19 protein-coding genes are annotated in these 22,271 nt (G+C 38.3%); 10 read left to right on the top strand and 9 right to left on the bottom strand.

The window, feature by feature from the left end; genetic code table 11:
• Window positions 1–27: 27 nt before the first annotated feature.
• From IPJ83_04895 to IPJ83_04885, 3 genes are read right to left on the bottom strand one after another with little or no spacing between them, the layout of a single operon-like run.
• Window positions 28–1,404: a c-type cytochrome gene (locus IPJ83_04895; protein ID MBK7879879.1), complete on the bottom strand. Its 1,377-nt coding sequence runs from the start codon at window positions 1,402–1,404 to the stop codon at window positions 28–30.
• Window positions 1,405–1,406: 2 nt separating this feature from the next.
• Entirely contained in the window at window positions 1,407–2,465 is a 1,059-nt protein-coding gene (locus IPJ83_04890) for an imelysin (protein MBK7879878.1), read from the bottom strand.
• 23 nt (window positions 2,466–2,488) lie between these two features.
• Window positions 2,489–3,826: an autotransporter outer membrane beta-barrel domain-containing protein gene (locus IPJ83_04885; protein ID MBK7879877.1), complete on the bottom strand. Its 1,338-nt coding sequence runs from the start codon at window positions 3,824–3,826 to the stop codon at window positions 2,489–2,491.
• A gap of 1,138 nt (window positions 3,827–4,964) precedes the next feature.
• Between IPJ83_04885 and IPJ83_04880 the strand changes: the two genes are divergently transcribed.
• Entirely contained in the window at window positions 4,965–5,354 is a 390-nt protein-coding gene (locus IPJ83_04880; protein ID MBK7879876.1) for a hypothetical protein, read from the top strand.
• 31 nt (window positions 5,355–5,385) lie between these two features.
• Entirely contained in the window at window positions 5,386–6,171 is a 786-nt protein-coding gene (locus tag IPJ83_04875) for a sterol desaturase family protein (protein MBK7879875.1), read from the top strand.
• Between the two features lie 71 nt (window positions 6,172–6,242).
• On the opposite strand, the gene trmB is transcribed toward IPJ83_04875, so the two are convergent.
• Together trmB and IPJ83_04865 are read right to left on the bottom strand one after the other, a co-directional pair.
• Entirely contained in the window at window positions 6,243–6,938 is a 696-nt protein-coding gene (gene trmB, locus IPJ83_04870) for a tRNA (guanosine(46)-N7)-methyltransferase TrmB (protein MBK7879874.1), read from the bottom strand.
• Window positions 6,939–6,944: 6 nt separating this feature from the next.
• Window positions 6,945–7,760 (bottom strand): alpha/beta fold hydrolase, encoded by an 816-nt coding sequence (locus tag IPJ83_04865; GenBank protein MBK7879873.1) that lies wholly within the window; start codon window positions 7,758–7,760, stop codon window positions 6,945–6,947.
• Between the two features lie 103 nt (window positions 7,761–7,863).
• On the opposite strand from IPJ83_04865, the gene IPJ83_04860 reads away from it, so the two are divergent.
• The 6 genes from IPJ83_04860 (at window position 7,864) to IPJ83_04835 (ending at window position 13,006) form a co-directional block, all read left to right on the top strand.
• Window positions 7,864–8,355 carry a TlpA family protein disulfide reductase gene (locus tag IPJ83_04860; GenBank protein ID MBK7879872.1) on the top strand — a complete coding sequence of 164 codons (492 nt, stop codon included), beginning with the start codon at window positions 7,864–7,866 and terminating at the stop codon, window positions 8,353–8,355.
• A 9-nt stretch (window positions 8,356–8,364) separates the two neighbouring features.
• On the top strand, window positions 8,365–8,958 hold the full coding sequence (locus tag IPJ83_04855) for a thioredoxin family protein (GenBank protein ID MBK7879871.1): 594 nt from the start codon (window positions 8,365–8,367) through the stop codon (window positions 8,956–8,958).
• Window positions 8,959–9,248: 290 nt separating this feature from the next.
• On the top strand, window positions 9,249–10,226 hold the full coding sequence (gene metX / locus IPJ83_04850; protein ID MBK7879870.1) for a homoserine O-acetyltransferase: 978 nt from the start codon (window positions 9,249–9,251) through the stop codon (window positions 10,224–10,226).
• Complete coding sequence (locus IPJ83_04845; GenBank protein MBK7879869.1) at window positions 10,226–10,654, top strand: OsmC family protein; 429 nt, start codon at window positions 10,226–10,228, stop codon at window positions 10,652–10,654. The genes metX and IPJ83_04845 overlap by 1 nt, the downstream gene beginning before the upstream one ends.
• The gene (locus tag IPJ83_04840) at window positions 10,635–11,813 is read left to right on the top strand and encodes an aminotransferase class I/II-fold pyridoxal phosphate-dependent enzyme (GenBank protein MBK7879868.1); all 1,179 of its coding nucleotides are present in this window, start codon (window positions 10,635–10,637) and stop codon (window positions 11,811–11,813) included. Before IPJ83_04845 ends, IPJ83_04840 begins: the two co-directional genes overlap by 20 nt.
• A 5-nt stretch (window positions 11,814–11,818) precedes the next feature.
• The gene (locus IPJ83_04835; GenBank protein MBK7879867.1) at window positions 11,819–13,006 is read left to right on the top strand and encodes a homoserine dehydrogenase; all 1,188 of its coding nucleotides are present in this window, start codon (window positions 11,819–11,821) and stop codon (window positions 13,004–13,006) included.
• Window positions 13,007–13,046: 40 nt separating this feature from the next.
• Here IPJ83_04835 and IPJ83_04830 read toward each other — a convergent pair whose 3' ends face one another.
• The 4 genes from IPJ83_04830 to IPJ83_04815 form a co-directional block, all read right to left on the bottom strand.
• Complete coding sequence (locus tag IPJ83_04830) at window positions 13,047–15,041, bottom strand: T9SS type A sorting domain-containing protein (GenBank protein ID MBK7879866.1); 1,995 nt, start codon at window positions 15,039–15,041, stop codon at window positions 13,047–13,049.
• Between the two features lie 490 nt (window positions 15,042–15,531).
• Window positions 15,532–17,208, bottom strand: coding sequence for an energy-dependent translational throttle protein EttA (ettA, locus tag IPJ83_04825; protein ID MBK7879865.1), 1,677 nt, complete (start codon window positions 17,206–17,208; stop codon window positions 15,532–15,534).
• Between the two features lie 198 nt (window positions 17,209–17,406).
• On the bottom strand, window positions 17,407–18,024 hold the full coding sequence (locus IPJ83_04820) for an HmuY family protein (GenBank protein ID MBK7879864.1): 618 nt from the start codon (window positions 18,022–18,024) through the stop codon (window positions 17,407–17,409).
• A 3-nt stretch (window positions 18,025–18,027) separates the two neighbouring features.
• Window positions 18,028–20,154, bottom strand: coding sequence for a TonB-dependent receptor (locus IPJ83_04815; protein MBK7879863.1), 2,127 nt, complete (start codon window positions 20,152–20,154; stop codon window positions 18,028–18,030).
• Window positions 20,155–20,290: 136 nt separating this feature from the next.
• On the opposite strand from IPJ83_04815, the gene IPJ83_04810 reads away from it, so the two are divergent.
• Both IPJ83_04810 and IPJ83_04805 read left to right on the top strand, forming a co-directional pair.
• Window positions 20,291–21,157: a helix-turn-helix transcriptional regulator gene (locus IPJ83_04810; protein ID MBK7879862.1), complete on the top strand. Its 867-nt coding sequence runs from the start codon at window positions 20,291–20,293 to the stop codon at window positions 21,155–21,157.
• A gap of 544 nt (window positions 21,158–21,701) precedes the next feature.
• The gene (locus tag IPJ83_04805) at window positions 21,702–22,259 is read left to right on the top strand and encodes an RNA polymerase sigma factor (protein MBK7879861.1); all 558 of its coding nucleotides are present in this window, start codon (window positions 21,702–21,704) and stop codon (window positions 22,257–22,259) included.
• The last annotated feature ends 12 nt before the right edge of the window (window positions 22,260–22,271 follow it).

The raw sequence follows: 22,271 nt of genomic DNA, 5'->3' as shown, positions 1-22,271 counted from the left end.
AAATGAGGCTGCAAAATTAATGCAGATTTACAGACTTTCGAGAAACTTAATAACAGACTGCCTTTCTTTCTTGTTTAATTTGGAGAATGCTTCCTTACTTTTCTCCGCTTCGCCACCATGCCACATAATGGCTTCTTCCAGGTTTCTAGCCCTGCCATCGTGCAGGAAATTGCTGTGGTTGCCGACCGTTTTTGTTAACCCAATACCCCACAATGCCGGTGTTTTCCATTCTTTACCATTTGCTTCAAAATCCGGACGGTTATCCGCCAATCCATCCCCCATATCGTGCAGCAAAAGATCTGTATAGGGAAAAATGGTCTGTTGGCTTAAGAAACCAAATTCAGGATGTGTACCGGTAATAAATTTATACTGGTGACAGGAATTACATCGGATTTTAAAAAATAGTTCCTTGCCCTTTTTTACATCCGCGTCGGCCCAGTTTCTCCTTTTGGGTACTGCAAGGGACTGTGGATAAAAAGTGGCGGCTTTAAGCGTCTTTAAATCAATCTCCGGGTCGTCTGAAAGAGTATCTGCTTGTTCCTGCCCGAAGCAGGCTTCTTTTGTAAAAAGAGGATTCGTGATCCCCATATCATTGTTGTAGGCTGCAGCCGTTTGTTGCAATAAATTTGGTTGGCCGGATTTCCAGCCAAAACGTCCAATGGCAAACTGTTGTGCCTGAACATCCCACACTATATTTACTTTTCCGGATATGCCATCACCATCCATATCTGCCGGATCTGAAAGTGACATAATATCTGATTCTTTGATGGCTTCCAAAAGTCCGAGTCCAATAACGGGTGGTGCAATTCTCGGTGAGTAGAGCATTTCAGCCGGAATATTCCGGTATGACTGGACAAATGTATAGTTAAATTTTCTTAGGCTAATCTTTTCCCCATCCAAATAGGTTCTTACCTCTTCGACTTCCTGCCAACTGAGTTTTGCTTCCGGGGATTTACCAAATACCGCTTTGGTCTGCAATTGACCGCCAAAATCCGGTACCGGAAGTGGTTCATTATGCGGACCTTTTCCCGGCATACTTAAACGGAATAACAAGCCCCTTAAATCACTTGAAGCAGATGGAAATGGAGACCGACCATTGGACACGTGACAACCTTCGCAGGAGGCCTGGTTGAATACCGGACCTAATCCACCATTGATTACATTCGGAGCAGTCACAAACTGATCTCCAAATGCAATATCACTTTGTAAATGATGCTGCAGTTCAACTTCATTCAGATTACCGGCAGGTTGCTGAAAAATATTGATGAACGCCCCATCAATACTGGTAGCTCCGCCCAATAATACATCTTCATCCTCCAACGGTTTGTTCGAATCATCTTGTTGACAGGATACCAACAATAGAGTTAGTCCCAAAGTGAGAAAAATATATTTTTTGGAAGTCATGATTATAGATTTGAAATCAATGGTAGTATTTCACTCTCCAGGGTCTGCTGAACTGTTCTTACTTTTAGTTGGGCAAATTCAATACTTGGTCTTGCATTGGTAACTGCTGTGGTAAATGTTCCCTGGATGGATTCAATCGCTCGGATTGCATCATCGGCTTGTTGCCTGAATTTAGCATCAAGTCCGGAATTCTTTTCCTGGATGATTTTTGAAATACCCAAGCCACTTGCATTTTTGTATACACCCAAATATGCATTTTTAATGCTCTGAATATTGTCCGCAAAATCTCTCTTCGAATTGGCACTGAAACGGCTTTCTTCATAAATTAAATTTTGCGTAGTAAATGGTTCGTTTATTTTACCATTGGCTACTTCATCTGCAATAGTAATCATTCCGGTTACAATTTCCTGCAGTGCAGATTTCTGCGATGGATATACTGAATTGCCCGGTTCTCCGGCTTTTAATACATTGGCTATAAAATTCTGATGATCGGGTTTCCAGGCAAAGTAAAGTGCCTGCGTAGCACCATGCAAACTTTGACTACATGCCCTTAGAAATTCAAATTCTCTTTGTGTAAAATTGGATATTAATTTATTGCCTTCCTTACCAAAAATCAAATACTCGATGGTGTGAAATCCTTTTAAAGTGCCATCCAAACCATCCACATAATCCTTTGTAAGTACTGCACCGGAATTCAACACGGCATCCAAATCGGTCTCATTAACCGGCCAACTGTCTATAGCAGGATCCAGTCCTTGCTGATCTACTGGACCAAATAAAAATCCTTCCGACTGTTCCCACGGTACACGTGCATCTCTCCAGGCTTGCTTTGCTGCATCCAGATTTGCCTGACTGATGTTTTGTTCCAGTATCGTTAAAGTATTCACCAACAATTGGGTTTTGTCAAACAAATCCTGATAAGTAGGAAGAATAACATCGTTGGAAATATTTTGAAGAATGTCTTTGTAATCGTTTTTTACAGTATTGTCCTCATCAGATCCACAGGAGGAAATGAAAATGCTGATGCATAATAATAACAGAATTAAAAATTTATTTTTCATGTCTATATAATATTTAAAATGATCTAAAATTCAAATGCAAAACCTGCAGCAAATGTTTTTTCCAATCGCCCTCCGCGAATACTGGTTGGTGCAGGCGCGCCAACTTTTCGAAGGGTAAATTGCGTTTTTAACTGAACTTTTTTGATCAGTTTATACACCAGCCCCGTCGAAAAAGATTTCCTCTCCCAACGCGGATTGTTAAATACCAATCCCTGCGTCTTATGCATGGTATCGTAATAGTCGTAACGGGAATAAAACGACAGCTCAGAATCGTTTTTACTTGCAATAAAACCTTTGTTTCCGTAAACTACAAGTTCTAATTCTGCAAAAGCACCAAGTGCTTCAGCACCGACCGGTGTACGTTTCACATTTAAGTTGTTGGACAGATTGCGATTCTGATTCGTCAGCGCTTCGGAATTATTAAGCGTCCCGTACAGAACCATTGCTGCAGCACGAACAGGATCCATTTTCATTTGGAAATGCCCTTCACTCAGAAACAATGGTGTAGATAATCTGAGATCAGGTTTTGGACGATTGTCGGTAGTATTGCAGCCATAAACAGAAAAACCCATCAGCCAATTATTCCCTTTACTGTAATCAAGCCTTGCACTTAATGCAAAATTTTCTGCATTTACCGTTTCAAATCTCCGTTGATTGCCACGCTTGATCCAGTTGGCGGAATTAAATGCGGATCCGTCTAAGCCATTTACAAATCCCAGGTAATAATTAAAGCGATGTTTTTTACCGGAAGACCCATACAACAGAAATCCATTGTCTGTCCAGTTCTCAGGAAGAATCTGGGTCTCCATTTCAGAATTCCAGCAAGTCAGATAATCGGTTGGCTCATCCCGCTTAAACATCATCCCAAAAGGCACTTTCACTCTGCCAAGTTTTAATCTTAAACTTTTATACATGCCCAATTCCAGATTCATTTGCTCCACAATCACCTCCCCACCTTTACTGATGTCAAATTCAAATTCCCCAAATTCCTCAAAACGATCAAATTCTACTGCACCTCCTGTACCTCCATGTTCAAACTCTACCTCAGTATTAAATCCTATCCTTTCTGTCCATTTGTAGCCCAATTCCAAAATAAATCGTTCCTGATCGATGGCATCTCTCCTCGAACTGTCCGTCTGCCAATCAAAGTGATAATAATGCATGGCACCATAACCATTAAGCCGGAAACCACTAAATCTATCCCTGCCTAAGCTATCTGTAAACATTTGAGCCTGAACACCCTCTATAAAAATAAGGGATACTAACAGGTTATAAAATACCTTGGTTAAATTTGGATTGTATATCGTAAATAAAGCTTTCAAGAGTCTTATTCGCTTTGGTAATGGCAAATGTAATGACATATTTTATCATACGAAAATTATTTTTAGGGTTGCCTAAATTGATTGTTATCATTCCGGGAAATGATGGAAATCCTAGGCGAAGTCTAAAAAATTTAGACCTGAGCTCAATTTCAAGATTTTTCAGGATGAAAAGAAGATTTGTTCCAATTCTGAACAATGTTCTTGCTATAATTAATGCTCATATCTGCATTCCACTGTTTCAACTTGCCTAAAGTAAACTTGAGAAAACTTTAAAGCTTACATTAAGATAAGATCCTCTTCGCGCTTTTACCAGGTTTTAGGGCTAAGTCACTTTTACTTTTGATATACATATCCATGTGAATGTGGTTTTAATTGATTTTGCCACCAAAACATATTAGTTGATCCTCAACTTTCTGCATAAATTCTCTTGGATATTGGTAAGCAATAAAACAAAAATAAAATCAAGTCAATCTTCACTTCTAAAATTACAATTTGCAAAAACTAAGAATCCCTTTAATGCAATGAATTCCAAATTAGCAAATACTAAATTCAAAAATTACGTAAAACATTATGGTTAATTTAAGCACACCTAGACTTCGGTGGATGGAACAGATTTTAAACAATTGTTAAAGAAAGTGAATTAGATTTCACAAAATAATCCTTACATTTACCTTGAGCAGTTTGTGCTTTGTCCTTCTTTAAGTCAAGGGCTCTATGGTGCTTCGCGACTTTATTATGGGACAATGGTGATTTTTGAGAATTTTAAAAAATTAAATTCGTGAAAATCGATTTTGGTTTTCATCTGCCAAATTTTATACTGTTAATGCACAGGATTAAAGTTTCATGTTTAATTCCCACTGGAAGTAATTTTAGTTTAATAAAAAGAGGCAATTTAAATTTTACCTTAATTGGTTTAACTTTTGTTCCTGGTAAAAAAATATCAGGGGCTAAATGCCAAAAGCATTCAATTATTACAAGGACAGCTGGCAGTCTGGTTCGTAGTGGCATGTTAACATAAATAAATTGTACCGGAGCCTGCGTGCAGCTTAGGTACCTGATCCAATTAAATTCCCATCCAACCGTAAATAGTGCTAATTCCTAACAAGGAAAATTTTGGAAATAAAATCTAAACCCATTAAATTAATTTATTATTAAATCACAGTAAAAACCAACTCTTATGAAAGCAATTCAATTTTTTTTAGGTCTAAGCATTTTTCTAAACATGTCCTGCGCTCAGAATATGAATAAATCGCTCGATGGAAAATCCTTTCAGATCAGCATCTGGGATGTCGCCCATCCGGATAAAAAAGATGCTGACATATTAATATTTAAAGATGGAAAAATGGATTCAGATGCCTGTCATCAGTATGGCTTTGCCACATCCGCTTATCAACAACAGAACAAGGACGGCAACATCGCATTCAACTGCACAATCTATAGTTCCAGCGAAGGTGAAATCCAATTTGAAGGAATGGTGAAGGATAATACGATCAATGGAAAATCGGTTTGGAAAAAACCTGGTCAGGCGGATATTCATTATGAATTCAGTGGAGCTTTAAAGAATTAGATAATTTATCAAACTTCAAATTTATTAAACCATGTCACTGCAACAAATTGCTGATTTGCAACCTGTCATTTTGGTCGGTTTAATCATTCTATTATACAGTGTGGAAACATTTTTTCCATACTTGCAGAAACCAAACAATAAAAAACAGCACGACATACATAATTTTATTCTAAGCTTCATTTCTTTTGCCGTCAATGGATTTATTGGTCTTGCAGTATTATTCATGGTAAATTTAACTGCGGAAAAACATCTCGGACTACTAAATCTGTTGAACCTCCCTGATGTCATAAAAGTAATACTAAGTATCTTCCTCCTCGATTTTGGATCCTATTGCTTTCACAACTTGCAGCATAAGATACCCATTTTGTGGAGATTTCACAGAGTGCATCATTCGGATTTATATCTCAACACTTCTTCCGCATTACGTTTTCACCCACTGGATGTAATATTGAGTCAAGGAATTTTCTTCTGCATTTGGATTCCTATAATCGGCGTGCCCATCAATGCATTTATTATTTATGCTACCATTGCCATTTGTTTTGTAGTCATGCAACACACCAATTTAAAATTTCCGGCCTGGATAGAAAAATATGATCGTTATGTTTTTTCTACCCCAGGTTGGCACAAAATTCATCATGCCAACGAGCAAAAATTTACCGACAGTCACTATGGTGATGTCTTTACTTTTTGGGATAGAATCTTTGGTACCTGGCATCCGGTTCAACCGGAAGATATAAAATTTGGATTAAAGGAATTTGAGCCGCCTGAAAAGCAAAAAGCCGGCTTCCTGATTCGCTCTCCATTTATGAATTTATAAGCAAGAAATTTTTATTTAAAAAAAAAGCCTTCTAAAAATTTAAGATTCCGATAAAGTATGACAAACCATCATTAACTCAAATGTCTGGCATGGATATATTTGATTGTTTTTCCTGCCTGAAGGTGCATCCGTTCGTAATACGTCTTTATCTCAAGCTCTGGAGTTACAAGAGGTTTGGCATAAATATCGTCATCATGGTAAATCAATTCAAATGCCGGATGAGCTTTTATAGTTTCAAGACTGAAAGCAAACAATCCGGGATCATCTGTTTTGAGATGAAGAGATGCATTTGGCTTTAGTATCCGGGTGTAGAGTTGTAGATAATGTTCTGAAGTTAATCTTTTATTGGATTTACTTGGTCTTGGAAAAGGGTCCGGAAAAGTAATCCAGATTTCATCCACCTCAGCCTCGCCAAAAAATTTGTCCAACAACTCAATCTTTGTACGCACAAAGGCAATCTGATTCAGCCCCTCATGTAAAGCGGTTGAAGCACCTTTCCAAATCCGGGCACCCTTGATGTCTACCCCAATATAATTTCGCTCCGGAAACATTCTTGCCATTCCAAGGCTATATTCTCCACGCCCACAGGCAAGTTCAAGAATAAGAGGGGAATTGTTTTTAAAGTAATCTACCTTCCATGTATTCCAAAAATCTACATACTGATTCAACCCTTTCCTTAACTTGGGCTCATCAAAATCCATATTTTCAAATACATTGGGAAATGCAAGATTGGCTGCAAATTTCTCCAGCTTGGACCGGTTACTCATATAAAACTATAAACTCTTCACTAATTGATCAAACAAACGGATGTACTCTTCGTCTTCCAAAGGAAAACTTTTATCAGAATGGTCAAGCCAAATAAAGTTATTGGGGTCTGGCAATAAAGATTGAAGATGGGTCTGTTCCAACTTATTCAAGTCTTTAGACTTTTTAGTTTGTAAAATGATGGTAGGACTAACAATATTTGGAATATACTCATAAAGATTAAAGTCATATTTCAGCTCATAGGGCAACATCAATAGAGGAAATGAGGATCTCATCCAGGATCTTAAGCCATAAACCGGATTTTCAAGGATGACAATTCTGCAAGGATTTATCGTAGCCAGATAGGCCGCAGCAGAAGCGCCCAGTCCCACCCCATAGAAAATGATGCTGTCCTCAGATGCTTGTGTTTTAAGCCAGGTAAGTGCAAGCTGGGCATCTTCATTCCAGCTGATCTCCGAAGGACTACCGTCTGATTTTCCGTAACCACGGTAATCGGGGATAAACAGCTTAAATCCTCGTTCTGTCAGAAATGGAGCGTAGGCAGCCCAAAAATCAGCACTCTTGTTCGCACCATGAAAAAATAATACATAACCCTTTAGAGGAGCCTGTTGGTTAAAGGCCAACATATTCACCTGCTCCCCATTTGGATGATTCAATTTGATCTCCTGATATGGCAAATCCAGCTTGTATCGTGCTTTTGCCGGATGTATCACGGGGGAAAAAACAATAAAATCAATAAAAATATAAATAAAAAAAATCCCTACGATATACAATACCAATATCGAAGAAAGCAATACCAAAGTCCGCCTGAAGCTCCAACGCATAATTCAAAGGCTAAATTAAACTAATTCAAACACCTGCAACCGAATTATTAAAATTCACCTCCGAAATTCAAAACAAACCTGCACCTGTATTCGTTTCCAAGTCATGTGTATCAAAAACCCTATCCTGGCTATCCTCCTCACTCTTTCTTTGGGTATGCAGGCCCAACAAGGCGAATATCAGATCATCAAACTCGGTGATCTCGAAGAACTCTTCTCCAAACAAGACGATACTGTTCGGGTATTTAATTTTTGGGCAACATGGTGCGTGCCATGTGTCAAAGAACTCCCTAATTTCGAAACGTTCAATCAGGAAATAAAAGGTACCAGCCAACTTTTATACCTGGTCAGCCTGGATGATCTAAATCGGTCTCAATCTAAGCTCAGCAATTTCTTAAAAAAGAAGAATGTGATGTCAAAGGTCATGGTACTCGATGAGAACAATCCAAATTTCTATATCGATCGTATCGAACCAAGCTGGACAGGATCAATCCCTGCAACATTGGTGATTGGAAATCAAACAAGAGGTTTCGCTGAACGGGAATTTCATTCTGCTTCAGATATTCAAAATTGGATCAATTCAATTATTAAAAAATAAATACCATTTATGAAAAATTTATTTCTTACCATTTTATTCTTGTCTTGTGGCTTTACGGCATTTACTCAGAAAGCCTATAAAATTGGGGATGTAGCAATGGATTTCAGTCTTAAAAACACCAATGGAAAAATGGTGAGTATGTCTGATTATAAAGACGCAAAAGGGTATGTCCTCATCTTTACTTGCAACCATTGTCCATATGCAAAAATGTATGAAAAAAGAATTATCGAACTCAGTGCAAAATATACGGATTCCGGCTATCCGGTAATTGCAATTAATCCAAATGACCCTGCTGTGGTTCCGGAAGACGGACCAAAAGAAATGAAAAAGATTGCAAAAAAACACAAATACAATTTCCCGTACCTCTTTGATGAAAAACAAGAAGTTTTCCCGGTTTATGGCGCGACCAAAACACCACATGTTTTTCTATTGGACAAAAACCGTGTAGTAAAATATATAGGCGCAATTGATGACAGCCCTAAGGATGCGGCCATGGTCAAAGATAAATATCTTGAAAACGCCATTGCTGCGTTGATGTCAGGCAAAGATCCGGATCCCTCTGTCACCAAAGCCATTGGCTGCAGCATTAAGGTTAAATCCTGATGCCAATGGACTTATGGTTCAGATGTCAACAACCATGTCCTGTTCATAAAATTTTGTTAAAAACGAAGAATTGTTTTTCCTCTTTTGAAAATAATCCTTTCTTTGCAGCATTAATTCGAAAATGAAAAATCAAACTTTTTGCTCTATGATGATGTATTGCTGCATGTGTGCGCATACCGCAAGGCCATCGTCTGAACATTTGAGTTGATAAAAAATATTCGGAAGATTTACAGAAGGGCCTTGCATACAGCAAGGCTCTTTTTTTTTTATAAAAATGTATTGGCAGCGTAATGGATCAACCACACATATTTAAATACAACAAAATATTCGTTTCGGAAAACGGTACCGAATTAAATGATCTCAAGATAGCCTACCACACTTACGGCAATCTAAATGAAGACAAATCAAATGTAGTATGGGTTTGTCATGCATTAACGGCAAATTCTGACGTGGCAGATTGGTGGCATCCGGTTTTTGGAAAAAATAAATTGCTGGACCCCGATAAATATTTTATAATCTGTGCAAACAACCTTGGCTCCTGCTATGGAACTCAATTCAATCATGTTGTACATCAAAATAATGCCCACATTAAGAATAATATAAATCTCACCACTAGAGATTTACTAAAAGCACACCAATTGCTTTTCACACATTTGAATTTAGAAAAAATACATCTCATCATTGGTGGATCACAAGGCGGACAACAAGCCATGGAATGGGCAATTCACTCGCCTACAACGATAGAGTATATGGTATTGCTTGCCTGCAACGCAAAGCATTCTGCCTGGGGTGTTGCCTTCAATGAAGCCCAACGAATGGCCATTGCGGCCGGGGAAAATGGCTTAAAAGCAGCAAGAGCCATTGCCATGTTGAGTTACAGAAATTATCAGATGTTTCACCGCACCCTGGATCCAAAACAAGATAAAGACTATCATGGCACCATCTCATACCAACAATATCAGGGAGAAAAATTGGCCAACAGATTTACTGCAGAAGCATACCATATTTTAAGTTCAGTAATGGATTCCCACGATGTCGGAAGAGAAAGAGAAAGTATTGAAAATGCACTTTCAAAAATTCAAGCCAAAACCCTGGTAATCGGAATTTCATCAGACATTTTATTTCCGGTCTCCGAACAAAAATTTCTTGCAGCTCATATTCCTGGTGCACAAATTAAAATCATCAGCTCACCTTATGGTCACGATGGATTTCTTACAGAAGGCAAAAAAATAAACAAATTAATTAAATCATTTCTAAATCAATTATAATGGATATACAGATAAAACTTTTAGATGAACACTTTACCATGGAAGCCACAAATGAAAGTGGAAACAAACTGATCATGGATGCCTCCGAAAACATTGGCGGCCAAAATAATGGAATGAGACCCATGCAGGTTTTGTTGGCAGCACTCGGTGGCTGCAGTGTCATTGATGTACTCAACATTCTAAAAAAACAACGAAAAAAATACAGCAGTTTTGAAATAACACTGGATGGAGATCGCGAACAATTAGAAACCTATTCTCTGTATAGAAACATTGTGATTCATTTCAAAATCAATGGTGAAATTTCAGCAGATCAGGCAAAAAAGGCAATCGATCTATCCCTTGAAAAATATTGTTCTGTAGCCAAAACACTCGAACCCACAGCATCTATTATTTCTAAACTTACACTTAATGGAAAAGAAGAATTTTAATACCATCGCCATCCGAACACAAACAAAACGTTCACAGAATAATGAACACTCGGTACCGTTGTACCTAAGTTCAAGTTTTGTATTTGATCAGGCAGAAGACCTTCGTGCGGCTTTCAATGAGGAAACAGACGACTACATTTACTCCAGATATGGAAATCCCAATGTGGATGAATTTGTAGAAAAAGTATGTCATCTGGAAGGTGCGGAGGCCGGGATAGGTACTTCATCAGGAATGGCTGCCATATACCATACGCTGACCCCTCTGCTTAATTCCGGGGACCATATCATTTCCTGCGCTTCTATCTTCGGAGCAAGCCATACTATATTCACTAAATACTATCCGAAATTCAATATTTCCTGTAGTTACTTCAATGCATCTAATCCTGAAGATTTAAACCAACTCATCAGACCGGAAACTCGCTTGATCTATCTGGAGACACCTACGAATCCTGCAATCGAAATCATCGATTTGGAATGGATCGGCCAGCTTGCAAAAAAACACAATTTGATTTTGGTGGTGGACAACTGTTTTGCTACACCTTACTTACAACAACCTATTCTTTACGGAGCTGATCTTGTGATTCATTCTGCAACAAAATATTTTGATGGCCAGGGAAGAGTACTTGGCGGAGTAGTGGTTGGTCGCCAAGACCTCATCCGTGAAATTTATTTATTTGCACGCATCACAGGACCGTCTCTCTCGCCATTTAATGCCTGGATCCTCAGCAAAAGTATGGAAACTCTTTCTTTGCGAATGGATCGTCATTGTTCTAATGCTTTACAATTAGCCAGCAAACTGGAAACTCATCCTTCGATAGAATATTTACGCTACCCTTTCCTTCCTTCACATCCACAATACCACATCGCCAAAAAACAAATGAGCGCCGGTGGTGGCATCGTCTCTTTTTCATTAAAGGGAGGACTATTGGCTGGACAAAAGTTTATGGATGCATTACAAATGATAAAAATCTCACCCAATCTTGGCGACAGCAGAACGATAGCCACGCATCCTGCTAGTTCTACTCATTGTAAACTAAGTGCAGAAGACAGAATAAAAACCGGCATCACGGACGGCCTTATTAGAATATCTGTTGGTCTGGAACAATACGAAGACATTTATCAAGACATTTTTCAGGCACTTGAATCCATTAAAAAATAAATAACATCATGAAAATATTAAATATTGGATTGTTTGGTTTTGGATGTGTAGGCCAGGGCTTATACTATGTGCTAAATCACAGCACAGGATTTAAAGCCAACATCAAAAAAATTGGCGTAAAAAATCGGGACAAAAAAAGAATTGTAAGTGCAGAGATGCTCACTTACGACAAATATGAAATCCTTAACGATCCTGAAATTGATGTGGTGGTGGAATTAATCGATGATGCAACTGAAGCTTTCGATATTGTAAAAACTGCCATAAGGAATGGAAAACATGTGGTCACGGCCAATAAAAAAATGCTTGCCTTGCACTTAAAAGAACTTTTTGATTTGCAGGAAAAACATCAGGTAAGTTTATTGTATGAAGCATCAGCCTGCGGTAGCATTCCAATCATCAGAACACTGGAGGAATATTTTGACAATGAAAATTTGGTTAAAGTTTCCGGAATCTTTAATGGGACTACCAATTATATTTTGACAAAAACAATAGAGGAAAAACTTTCTTATCCGCTTGCCTTAAAACAAGCCCAGGATGCCGGTTTTGCAGAAAGTGATCCGACCAATGATGTGGAAGGATTTGATGCAAAATTCAAAACAGCAATTTTAGCTTTACATGCTTTTGGAATCATTATCGAACCGAAAGAAATTATAAACATAGGCATCTCTGAACTTTCTGAATTTGACATCAATTTTGCTGCAGAAAAATCTTATAAAATTAAATTACTACCGGTAATCGAAAAAATAGCAGAACATCAAATTACTGCATATGTCATTCCACATTTTATCAGTAAAAAGAATAACTTGTATAAGGTGGAAAATGAATTCAATGGGGTAATTGTGGAGGGAGAATTTTCTGGAGAACAATTTTTTCAGGGTCGCGGCGCCGGAAGTCATCCCACAGGAAGTGCTGTACTTTCTGATATCTCCGCACTCTCTTACCAGTACCGATATTCCTTTAAAAAACACGAACAAAATGGTTCAAACTTATTCACCCGAAAGGTCAATCTTAAAATCTATTTGCGCATCCAAACCAAAGAGGATCTTGCCCAAATAAATTTTATAGAGATCCTTTCAGAATATTACAGCGAAGATTATTCCTATGTTTTGGCTATGATAAATCTGGAAGAACTCTTCCTGGTACAAAATTACCTAAAGGAAAAAAGTTTGTTTTGTGCAGTAGTTGGGGAATGATCAACTAGTTTAAGAACCTGGCGAAAATTAATTACAACAATTATTTTACAACAACAAATCTACCCGACTGCCTGATGGTGGAATTTTTCTCTATCCGATAAAAATAAAAACCCGAAGGTAGCGCTGCTACAGGATAATCCAAGTCTGATTCAAATGTCAATTGATCTAGTTTTCTTCCGTCCGAAGTAAAAATACTGAAGTTAGAAAATCCAATTTCTTTGGACCGGATGTGCAACATTTCACGCACAGGTTGTGGGCTCAGAAAGTACGATTTCTCTTCAGAATTTACAGCACCCTGCTGGATCAATTCAAGTCCCCATTCTGCTAGTTGATTGTCATAATATTCCGCAGTAATTTTATCATTCATGCAAAACAATGCAGTTAGGTCATTTAATCTCTCCACTTTGCACCTGATCGCGAAAACTGGTTTTTGAGGATCCCATACCAAAGGAAGTCCGGTGCTGTGCGATACGGTTACTGTATTAGCTTTTAAATAAATATGGTCTTCAGGAATTTGCATCGGTATGATGCTATGCATTTCATCCCCATTACTACACAAGTTCAGTGCAAATTGCAGGCCCATAATGTCTTTAGTGGCGGACAGGTAAAATGGAACTTCTACCATTTGATTTCCTAAAGATTTTACCTCTCCATGGATTAATTTACAGCTTATACCCATAAGCCTTTGGGTCAGTTGATTTCCGGTGAAAGTTTGGCGGTAACTCAGATCGATGTCTCCCATTTTAAGCGCAAGTATGTCTGCATTCTGACGGGGAAAATTAACAATCTGGATGCCCTTGAATTGGATGGACTGAAAACTCTGAAATGGTGAAATCACCTGTTTCCAATCTGTTCTCAAAAAATACCATGGAAGCACAGCAGTAAAATTATCTTTTATGCCAAGAATTAGTCTGCGCAACTCAGTCATATCTGAAGCAGTAACATTAAAATTATTGTTGACATCTGCAGCAAAATATTTTAGGGTATCGGAAAAACGCTCTATTCCTAAAATGTGTTTTTGTATCAACAATACATCCTTTGTGGATATTCCGGCCACCGGATCACTCCGCTTGACCAATCGATATTCCATAAAACCACTGTTTCGTTTTTTTACTGTAAAACCATAATGTAATCCGCCATTTGCAGAGAGGCAGAATTTTTTTACATTGGCAGCATCTGTGATGTAAATGGAGTCCGGATACACTCTGTAATCGTTTTGTGTAACAATTCTTCCTCCGACATCGGCCTTTACAGACATGGATTCAAGACCAAAGGAAACCAATGTATTACATTTGAATTTATCGGTAATGACAACGCTATATATTCCGGGTTTCAGATTGCTGATGAGCGAAGTTGTAGCACCGTTACTCCATGCATAAGTGTACGCACCAAATTCTCCCAAAGGAGAAATACTGATCAGACCTTCTTCATCACAAAGATCATCTTCTACAACCTTTTGATGCTCAAAACTATTTTGGTAGTTAAGTACATTGATCAAAGAAGTTCTTGTGTTTACAGCTCCTGTGCAACGATCGGTTATGGTCCATACTCTTCGGATGCGCACCGGGCTAGCACAACCTGAGGACAATTTGGTATCTGAAAAACTTATGACCAACCCTCCTAGTTCATCTGGCACACCAAGTATAGCGCTTACGAAAGAACCGTTTTTTGGATAAGATACGGTGGTGTCTGTGGGAAATCTAATTTCATTGATAGTCCTGTGTTTTAGAAAAATACTTTGGTTGCATCTCTGAAGGTCTCCTTTGGCATTCCGAATGGTGAAAATTCGGGTAACCACATCATTCTTATTGGAACAGTTCCCTTTCGTGTAATATTCAAGGTATGTTATGGTGATTGCCCCTCCATCATTTTCGATGATCTTGGGCAATCCGGTGACCGTCGTATCATACGACTGGCCCTCCAACAAATTTACAGGCTGAGGACATTCCACAGTCAAGCTCAGAGGGGAGGGGGAGTAAGCGAAGACGGAACTGAAACCCATTACCAGCACCGCCACAAAAATATACATCCTCATGATCTTTGGTTTTTAGGGTATAAATATAACTCATTCATTGTCAATATGCAAAGTCCTGGAACTAATTTAAGAACACTTTAAAACATGAATACAAACCACCATGTATAAACTATTTAATCATAACCTATTATAGTTTACAATTCAAATATATCAGATTTTAAAAAATATGGGTTTAATCGCTCCTAACTAAAGATTTACCTTCTTTAGGACAACTACTGAGTGGAAATCCTTATTCATAACTAAACTCGTATATTTCAAGCTGCTTTGGTTTTTTCAAGCTTCCCCGCTTGAAATTTAAGTACTCTTTGCAAAGCGCAAATGAATTTATTTGAACCTTTAGAAGCTTCCTCCAATTATTCAATTTTTATCTTTTACAACTTGCATCGGAACCACCGTTTCAAAATCAAACGTGCTAAAATAAAATGGATGGATGGATTCATCATCCATCAATACAGAAACGAACAACTCCCCATCAAGAAGAATTCTATCACTAACTCTTGAGCAGATTTTTGAATCGTGGTCGGTGTGGTGCTACATTCCCTAATCTCTGCTTTTTATTCTCTTCAAAATCAGCAAAGTTTCCTTCAAAAAATACCACCTGTCCTTCATCTTCAAAAGAAAGTATATGCGTTGCCAATCTATCGATGAACCACCGGTCGTGGGAAATCACCAACACACAACCGGCAAAGTTCTCCACTGCTTCCTCCAAAGCACGCAAAGTATTCACATCAATGTCGTTGGTAGGTTCATCGAGCAACAACACGTTTCCACCTTCTTTTAGGGTCATCGCCAAATGCAATCTATTGCGTTCACCTCCGGATAGTATGCCAACTTTTTTACTTTGATCCTGACCGCCAAAATTAAATTTACTGATGTATGCTCTTGCATTCACAGAAACATTTCCAACAGTGATCAAATCTAATCCACCTGAGATAATATCGTAAATACTTTTTTCTGGAAGTAAATCTTTATGACTTTGATCCACGTACGCAAGCTTCACTGTTTCTCCAATTACAATTTCTCCCTGATCAGGTTTTTCCTGACCCATGATCATCCTGAACAAGGTGGACTTTCCTACTCCGTTAGGACCAATTATCCCGACAATTGCGTTTTTAGGTATCTTAAAAGAGACATCATCGTACAACACCCGATTACCAAATGCTTTGCTGACATGGTTTAATTCAATGACTACATCCCCTAATCTCGGGCCGGGAGGAATGAACAAATCCAACTTGGCTTCTTTTTCCTTGGATTCTTCTCCGGCCATTTTTTCATAAGCCGTTAGACGGGCTTTGCTTTTTGCCTGACGACCCTTTGGATTCATACGCACCCACTCCAATTCTCTCTCCAATGCCTTCCTTTTCTTGCTTTCCTGCTTTTCTTCTCCTGCCAGTCTGCTGGTCTTTTGCTCAAGCCAGGATGAATAATTCCCCTGCCATGGTATACCCTCTCCTCTATCTAACTCCAGGATCCATCCTGCCACATTATCCAGAAAATAACGATCATGCGTTACTGCAATCACCGTTCCGGGAAATTTTGCAAGATATTGTTCCAGCCATAACACAGATTCTGCATCCAAGTGGTTGGTTGGCTCATCCAACAAAAGTATATCCGGATTACTCAACAATAACCTGGCTAAAGCAACCCTACGCCGCTCACCACCGGAGAGAATATTTACCGGAACATCTCCTTCAGGACATCGTAATGCATCCATGGCCACTTCCAACTTATTGTCCAATTCCCAGGCCCCGGTAATTTCTAACTTTTCAGAAACCTCTCCCTGTCGATGGATGAGTTTGTTCATCTCATCATCGCTCATGGGTTCAGCAAATTTTAAATTGATCTCATCATATTCCTTCAATAGGTCAACAATTTCCTGCACACCCTCCTGAACGATCTCCTTAACGGTTTTTGTTTCGTCCAAGGTAGGTTCCTGCTCCAGATAACCTATCTTGTAGGTTCCATCAAATTCTATTTTCCCTTGATAATTCTTGTCAATGCCTGCAATGATCTTCAGTAAAGTAGACTTACCGGAACCATTCAATCCCAACACACCAATCTTGGCTCCATAGAAAAAAGAAAGATATATATCTTTAAGAATTACCCTTTGCGGTGGGATTATTTTCCCCACGCCTGCCATCGAAAAGATGATCTTGTTGTCTGCCATTTCATTATATTAAACGGCAAAGATAACCAAACTTTGTTCGTCGTAGTTTGCTACTACATTGTCAGTTCATAATTTTAAATGCCTCATTCCGTCGAAGTTTGCAACTGCGATGTCAGTTCATAATTTTAAAGCCATGATGTCAATAAGTCGCAGTTTGCAACTGCGATATCTTTTCATTTACAAGCCGCTAAATTTATCTTAAAATTTCTTCGTACCATCTGCCTGATACACATAACGGAAGGTAAAGTACCTTGCAGGATCATTCAGTGTTGGATTCGCGGGTGCATTTTTGTAATAAGATAGAATTTCCAATTTTGCAAATTTGTTATCCGCAGTACGGATGACCAATACTTTCCCTGGCTTAGGAGTGAACACCATCGCCGCTCCATTATAATCGTACCAACCCTTTCCAATCGCTGTATTGCTAAGGCTTTGATCCACTCTAAAAGTACTGTCCGCAGGGACTTCCTTTAGATCTGAAAACAAACCACTAAAAATAAATGCACCGCCTTGGCCAGGACCACTGGATCCTCCATTGATTATAATAGTGCTACCTCGGAATCCGATATCCCATTTTGTCGTTGCACTATCTGTATTGGGAACAATACTGCTGTCTGCCAATCTGAAAAAGGTAAATATTTTTTTATCTCCAATAGGCATACCTGTATTTGGATCAAATCCTGTCGTTGGATCTGCTGCCAGATCTTTAACAAACACTGAGCTGATGGTTGATCCTGTCGTATCCTCATCGTCATTACATGAACTTATCCCCAAAGCGAAAGCAAACAATAACATAGCCGAAAAAAAATATTTCATAATTTAAGATTTAATAAATTGATATTGAAAATGTATAAATAAATTTCTGCCAATAAGATTTGGTATGCGCAATGCATCCCGGTAATTAAATAAATTTTCACAAACCAGTTGAATTTTAAATCGGTCCTTCCATTTTTTTCCAACTGTCAGATTGGTGAGCATATAGCCCTTAACCAACTCATCGTAGGAGTCCAGAATGGCATTACCGTTTCTATCAGAAGATGGTATCAATATGCCGGATACATTCCCTGCAGTGTTGGTGATGCCGAAGGGGCCACGATATACAAATCTGAGGTTGAGATCCATACCGCATTTTGGAATTTCATAGAAAAATTTTAGAGTTGCATTGTGTCTTGACCTGTTGGACAATCCAAGATAGTCTGAACTCTTCAATCTATAAGATTCTAAAGTCTGTGGATTGCGACCATACACAAGCCCGTTCTTAACATCATTTAAAACTTCTTTGTCTTTTGCTTCCAGATATTGATAGCCCAATTGAATCCCTAAATTCTTTATGCCGCTGAAATTTGTATTGATTTCAAATCCTTGTGTAAAAGCTCTTTTGATATTGGTATAACTGTAAATCAATCGCTGATCAGTGGTCAAAGCCACTGGAATGGTTTCAATCAATCCTTTCAAGTCATTTCTGAATACATTGAGATCAACTTTCAAAAACTGATTCAGTTTATGCTGTGAGCCAAGGTTGAATGCAAATGACTCTTCCGGAGAAATATGTCCCATGGATTCCAGAGGGCTTAAAATTTGCTGAATCCTACCCGCAGACATAAGACTTTCTATCTCTTGTGTAACAACATCCGATCCGAAAACAGAATAACCTGCTGCTGCATTATTAAAGTTTAGATATAATTGCCTGAAATCAGGTGCTTTGAATCCACTTCCAATGGAAGCCTTGAGGGAATGTTTTGGGTTGAAAGAATATTGCAATGCAAGTTTAGGTGACCACTGAGAACGATAGGAACTGTTGTGATCAAATCTAAGGCCACTTACCAAAATAAAACGACTATTGGGATCCCACTCATGCTGTATAAAACCATAGTAAGTATCTTGCTTTTTATTTTGGTCAGCACCGTATCTGGAAGTGTTTACTGTCTCCAAAATGTAGCCGGTTCCTGCAGTCCATTTTTGATGGGATAAAAACTTACAGGTTGCTTGCATTTCTGGTCTCATGAAAAACTGATTGAAATCATCCGTATAATGAAGAATTCCGTCCTCCTTCTTGAACAATTCTGTGGAGGTATGGTAATAGGTAGAGTACAGTCTGGCAGTGACCTGGGTTTGATTGTCCCAAGAATATTTATAAAAAGGATTAAAACTGAAATCTTTAACCTTCCCGGTTCCTTTTACTTTGATGGAATCTCCACCGGCAAGAACCTGATACTCATTATTCTGATCTTCCTGAAAATATTTTGTACTGAGGTTAATCTCCTGATGAGACGTTGGATTGAGAACCAGTCTGGACTGAACGGTATAATTTGCAAAGGGAGACACAGTCTGACCATAAATATCCGGTGAAAGATCATAGCCATCGGTGCTGTAGCGGTTCCCAAATACAGAAAAGCGCCATTTTTCTCTGGCAACATTTCCCTGGGCACTCAGATCAAGTGTGTTTCGCGATCCATATCTGATCCCGGCATTCAACTTATCTACTAATGGTTGGTCAGTAATGATGTTTATCACACCTGCTAAGGCCTCGGAACCATAAAGGCTTGAAGAAGGGCCTTTTACAATTTCGATTTTCCGAATATTGCCAGTGGTGATGCGGCTAAGCTCTAAAGTTCCTGCATACCTCCCGATGATAGGCTCTCCATCAATCAGGATCAGGGTGTAATCCGGGTTAAGACCTTGAATCTGAATACCATTTCCTAAACCATTCACTTGAGGGACAATGATTAATCCTGCCTGTTCTCCAAGGATGTCCTGAAGACGGGTAGATCCCAGCGCTTTTATATTTTTTCCCGGAATCATTTGGAAGGGCATGGGGACCGCTGAAAGTAATCTCTCCGTTCGCGTTGCGGTAATCATGACTTCTGACAATTGTACAGAATCACGCTGGCCGACCAAATGACCTGCCAATAATATGCAACTTACCAAAATAGAAATTCGTCTCATTTCTGTCACAAAATTGAGTCCGGGCGATTTATAAAAATACCCCTAAACGTAATTTAAATAGCCCAATAAGTAAAAGTATTAAGTTTAACTTCATATATTACCACTCGATTTTTCTTAAATTTAAATAAATCGGATTATGCCTGAATTAAAAAATACCCCAAAAGGTCCTGATTATGGAGATCAAATAAAGGACATCCAATTACAGCTGATTACCAACTCGACTTTCGTCCCGGAAACACAACCGGCGTTCGAAAAAGCTAAAATCTATCTGATATTCTGTCTGGAGGGTTCCTCTACATTTGCTTTTGGCCCGGTTTACCAAAGGGTATTGAATATGGGTAAGGTATTTATGATTTACAATCCGGATGCAGACCTTCCCTATCGTCAAACTCTTGGTGAGGGTTCCAGATTGGTAAGGCTTAAAATATCTCTCGATCATCTTCACCAGTTATTTGTTCCTGAACTCCAGGACGCCCCGGTTTTTAAACCTGAAAACATTAACCGCAAATATTATGAAGAAAAGGAAATACCAGGAGATCTCACTGTCATTCTGCATCAACTTTTTGAAATCAAACTTCCTGCAAATACATTACGCTTATTTCTTCAGGGAAAAGCAATTGAAATACTCAGTCTGTTCTTTTCAGGTGCAAAACCAGATATCGAAACTTGCCCTTTTCTCAATGATGAATTTACAGTACGTAAAATAAAAAAAGCAAAGGAACTCCTTTTCGAATCTTTTTCAAACCCACCTACCATAACCGAACTTGCAAAAGCAATTGGCCTGAATGAATTCCAACTGAAGGTTGGCTTCAAAGAGATTTATGGGAATAGTCCATATCAATACCTTCTGGACCACAAACTTGAAATCGCTAGACAATTATTGACCCAGGACAAATTACAAGTTGGCGAAGTAGCGGACCGGATAGGATATGCGAATACAAGTCATTTCATTGCCGCATTTAAAAGAAAATACGGATTGACACCTAAGAAAATGAATCAATAATTCCAGTGAATGTTCTTAATACTAAGTTTTACAAATTGAAAATCTGCTTTTATTATTTAACAAAAACTAGAATCCGATGATTATTAATTTAAGCAATGTTCAAGACATCATATAAGAGCTCAGTAAAAATTCCTTGGATCGTTAGGAAAGTTATTAAATAATACCCAATTTAATATTTTAAAAAAATTAGTTCATAAAAATGTCGAAATCCCACCCTAATTGAACTCAGGCAAAAATTTGAAATCTTTTAATGAAAGGCCTGACTAAAAATAAAAATACAATCAATAGACAATCAGAGACTTAGAAATTCTACAAAGTTATCTTTCAATCACTAAGCTAAAATATTTTACTTTTTTCGGAAAATTAATGAGTACATTCTCAAAAGAAGTGGTCTTACTATATTAACCTTAAGGGACTAACAAATCCGGCGGTATTTAGAATTAAAACAAATTAAGCTTACCCATCCTAAAATGGTCTGCTAATTCTGTAATATTTTCTATTAAAAAATCCAAATAATAAGAGCCCCTTATTGTAATAGAATTTGATGAATAAGGACACACTTATAGGCAGGTTAAAAGAAGGCGATGAAGCTGCTTTTAAAGAAATGCTTGAAATTCATCAGACTCAAGTGCTTAATATATGCTATAAATTTTTACTAAACAGAGAGGACGCTGAAGACATCGCACAGGAGATATTTGTTGAAGCTTTCTTTTCTATTAAGAAATTCAGGGAAGAATCAAACTTGGGTACATGGTTGAACAGAATTGCCGTAAATAAATCAATTGATGAATTAAGGAAAAAGAAACGTTTAAGAAGAATTTCTTCTTTTGGTAAAATCTTTGGTCTGGAGCAAATTAGACACCATTTTGCTGATCCTCAAAGACCTGACCAAAAAATAGAGCAGGAAGAAAATATGAATAAACTCCTAAAACTACTGGACAAATTGCCTGAAAAACAACGCATTGCATTGACTCTAAGTAAAGTGGAGGGGTATACCAATTCAGAGGTTGCTGAAATTATGCAAATGAGTAAATCAGTTGTTGAGGCCCTGGTGTATAGGGCTCGTAAAAGTTTGAGTAAAGTATTAATAAATGAAGATTGATCGTCAGTTCCT

The organism is Candidatus Vicinibacter proximus, assembly GCA_016713905.1.
GTDB lineage: Bacteria > Bacteroidota > Bacteroidia > Chitinophagales > Saprospiraceae > Vicinibacter > Vicinibacter proximus.
Note: the sequence above shows the minus strand (reverse complement) of the source record. Positions and strands in the feature narration are given on the sequence as shown.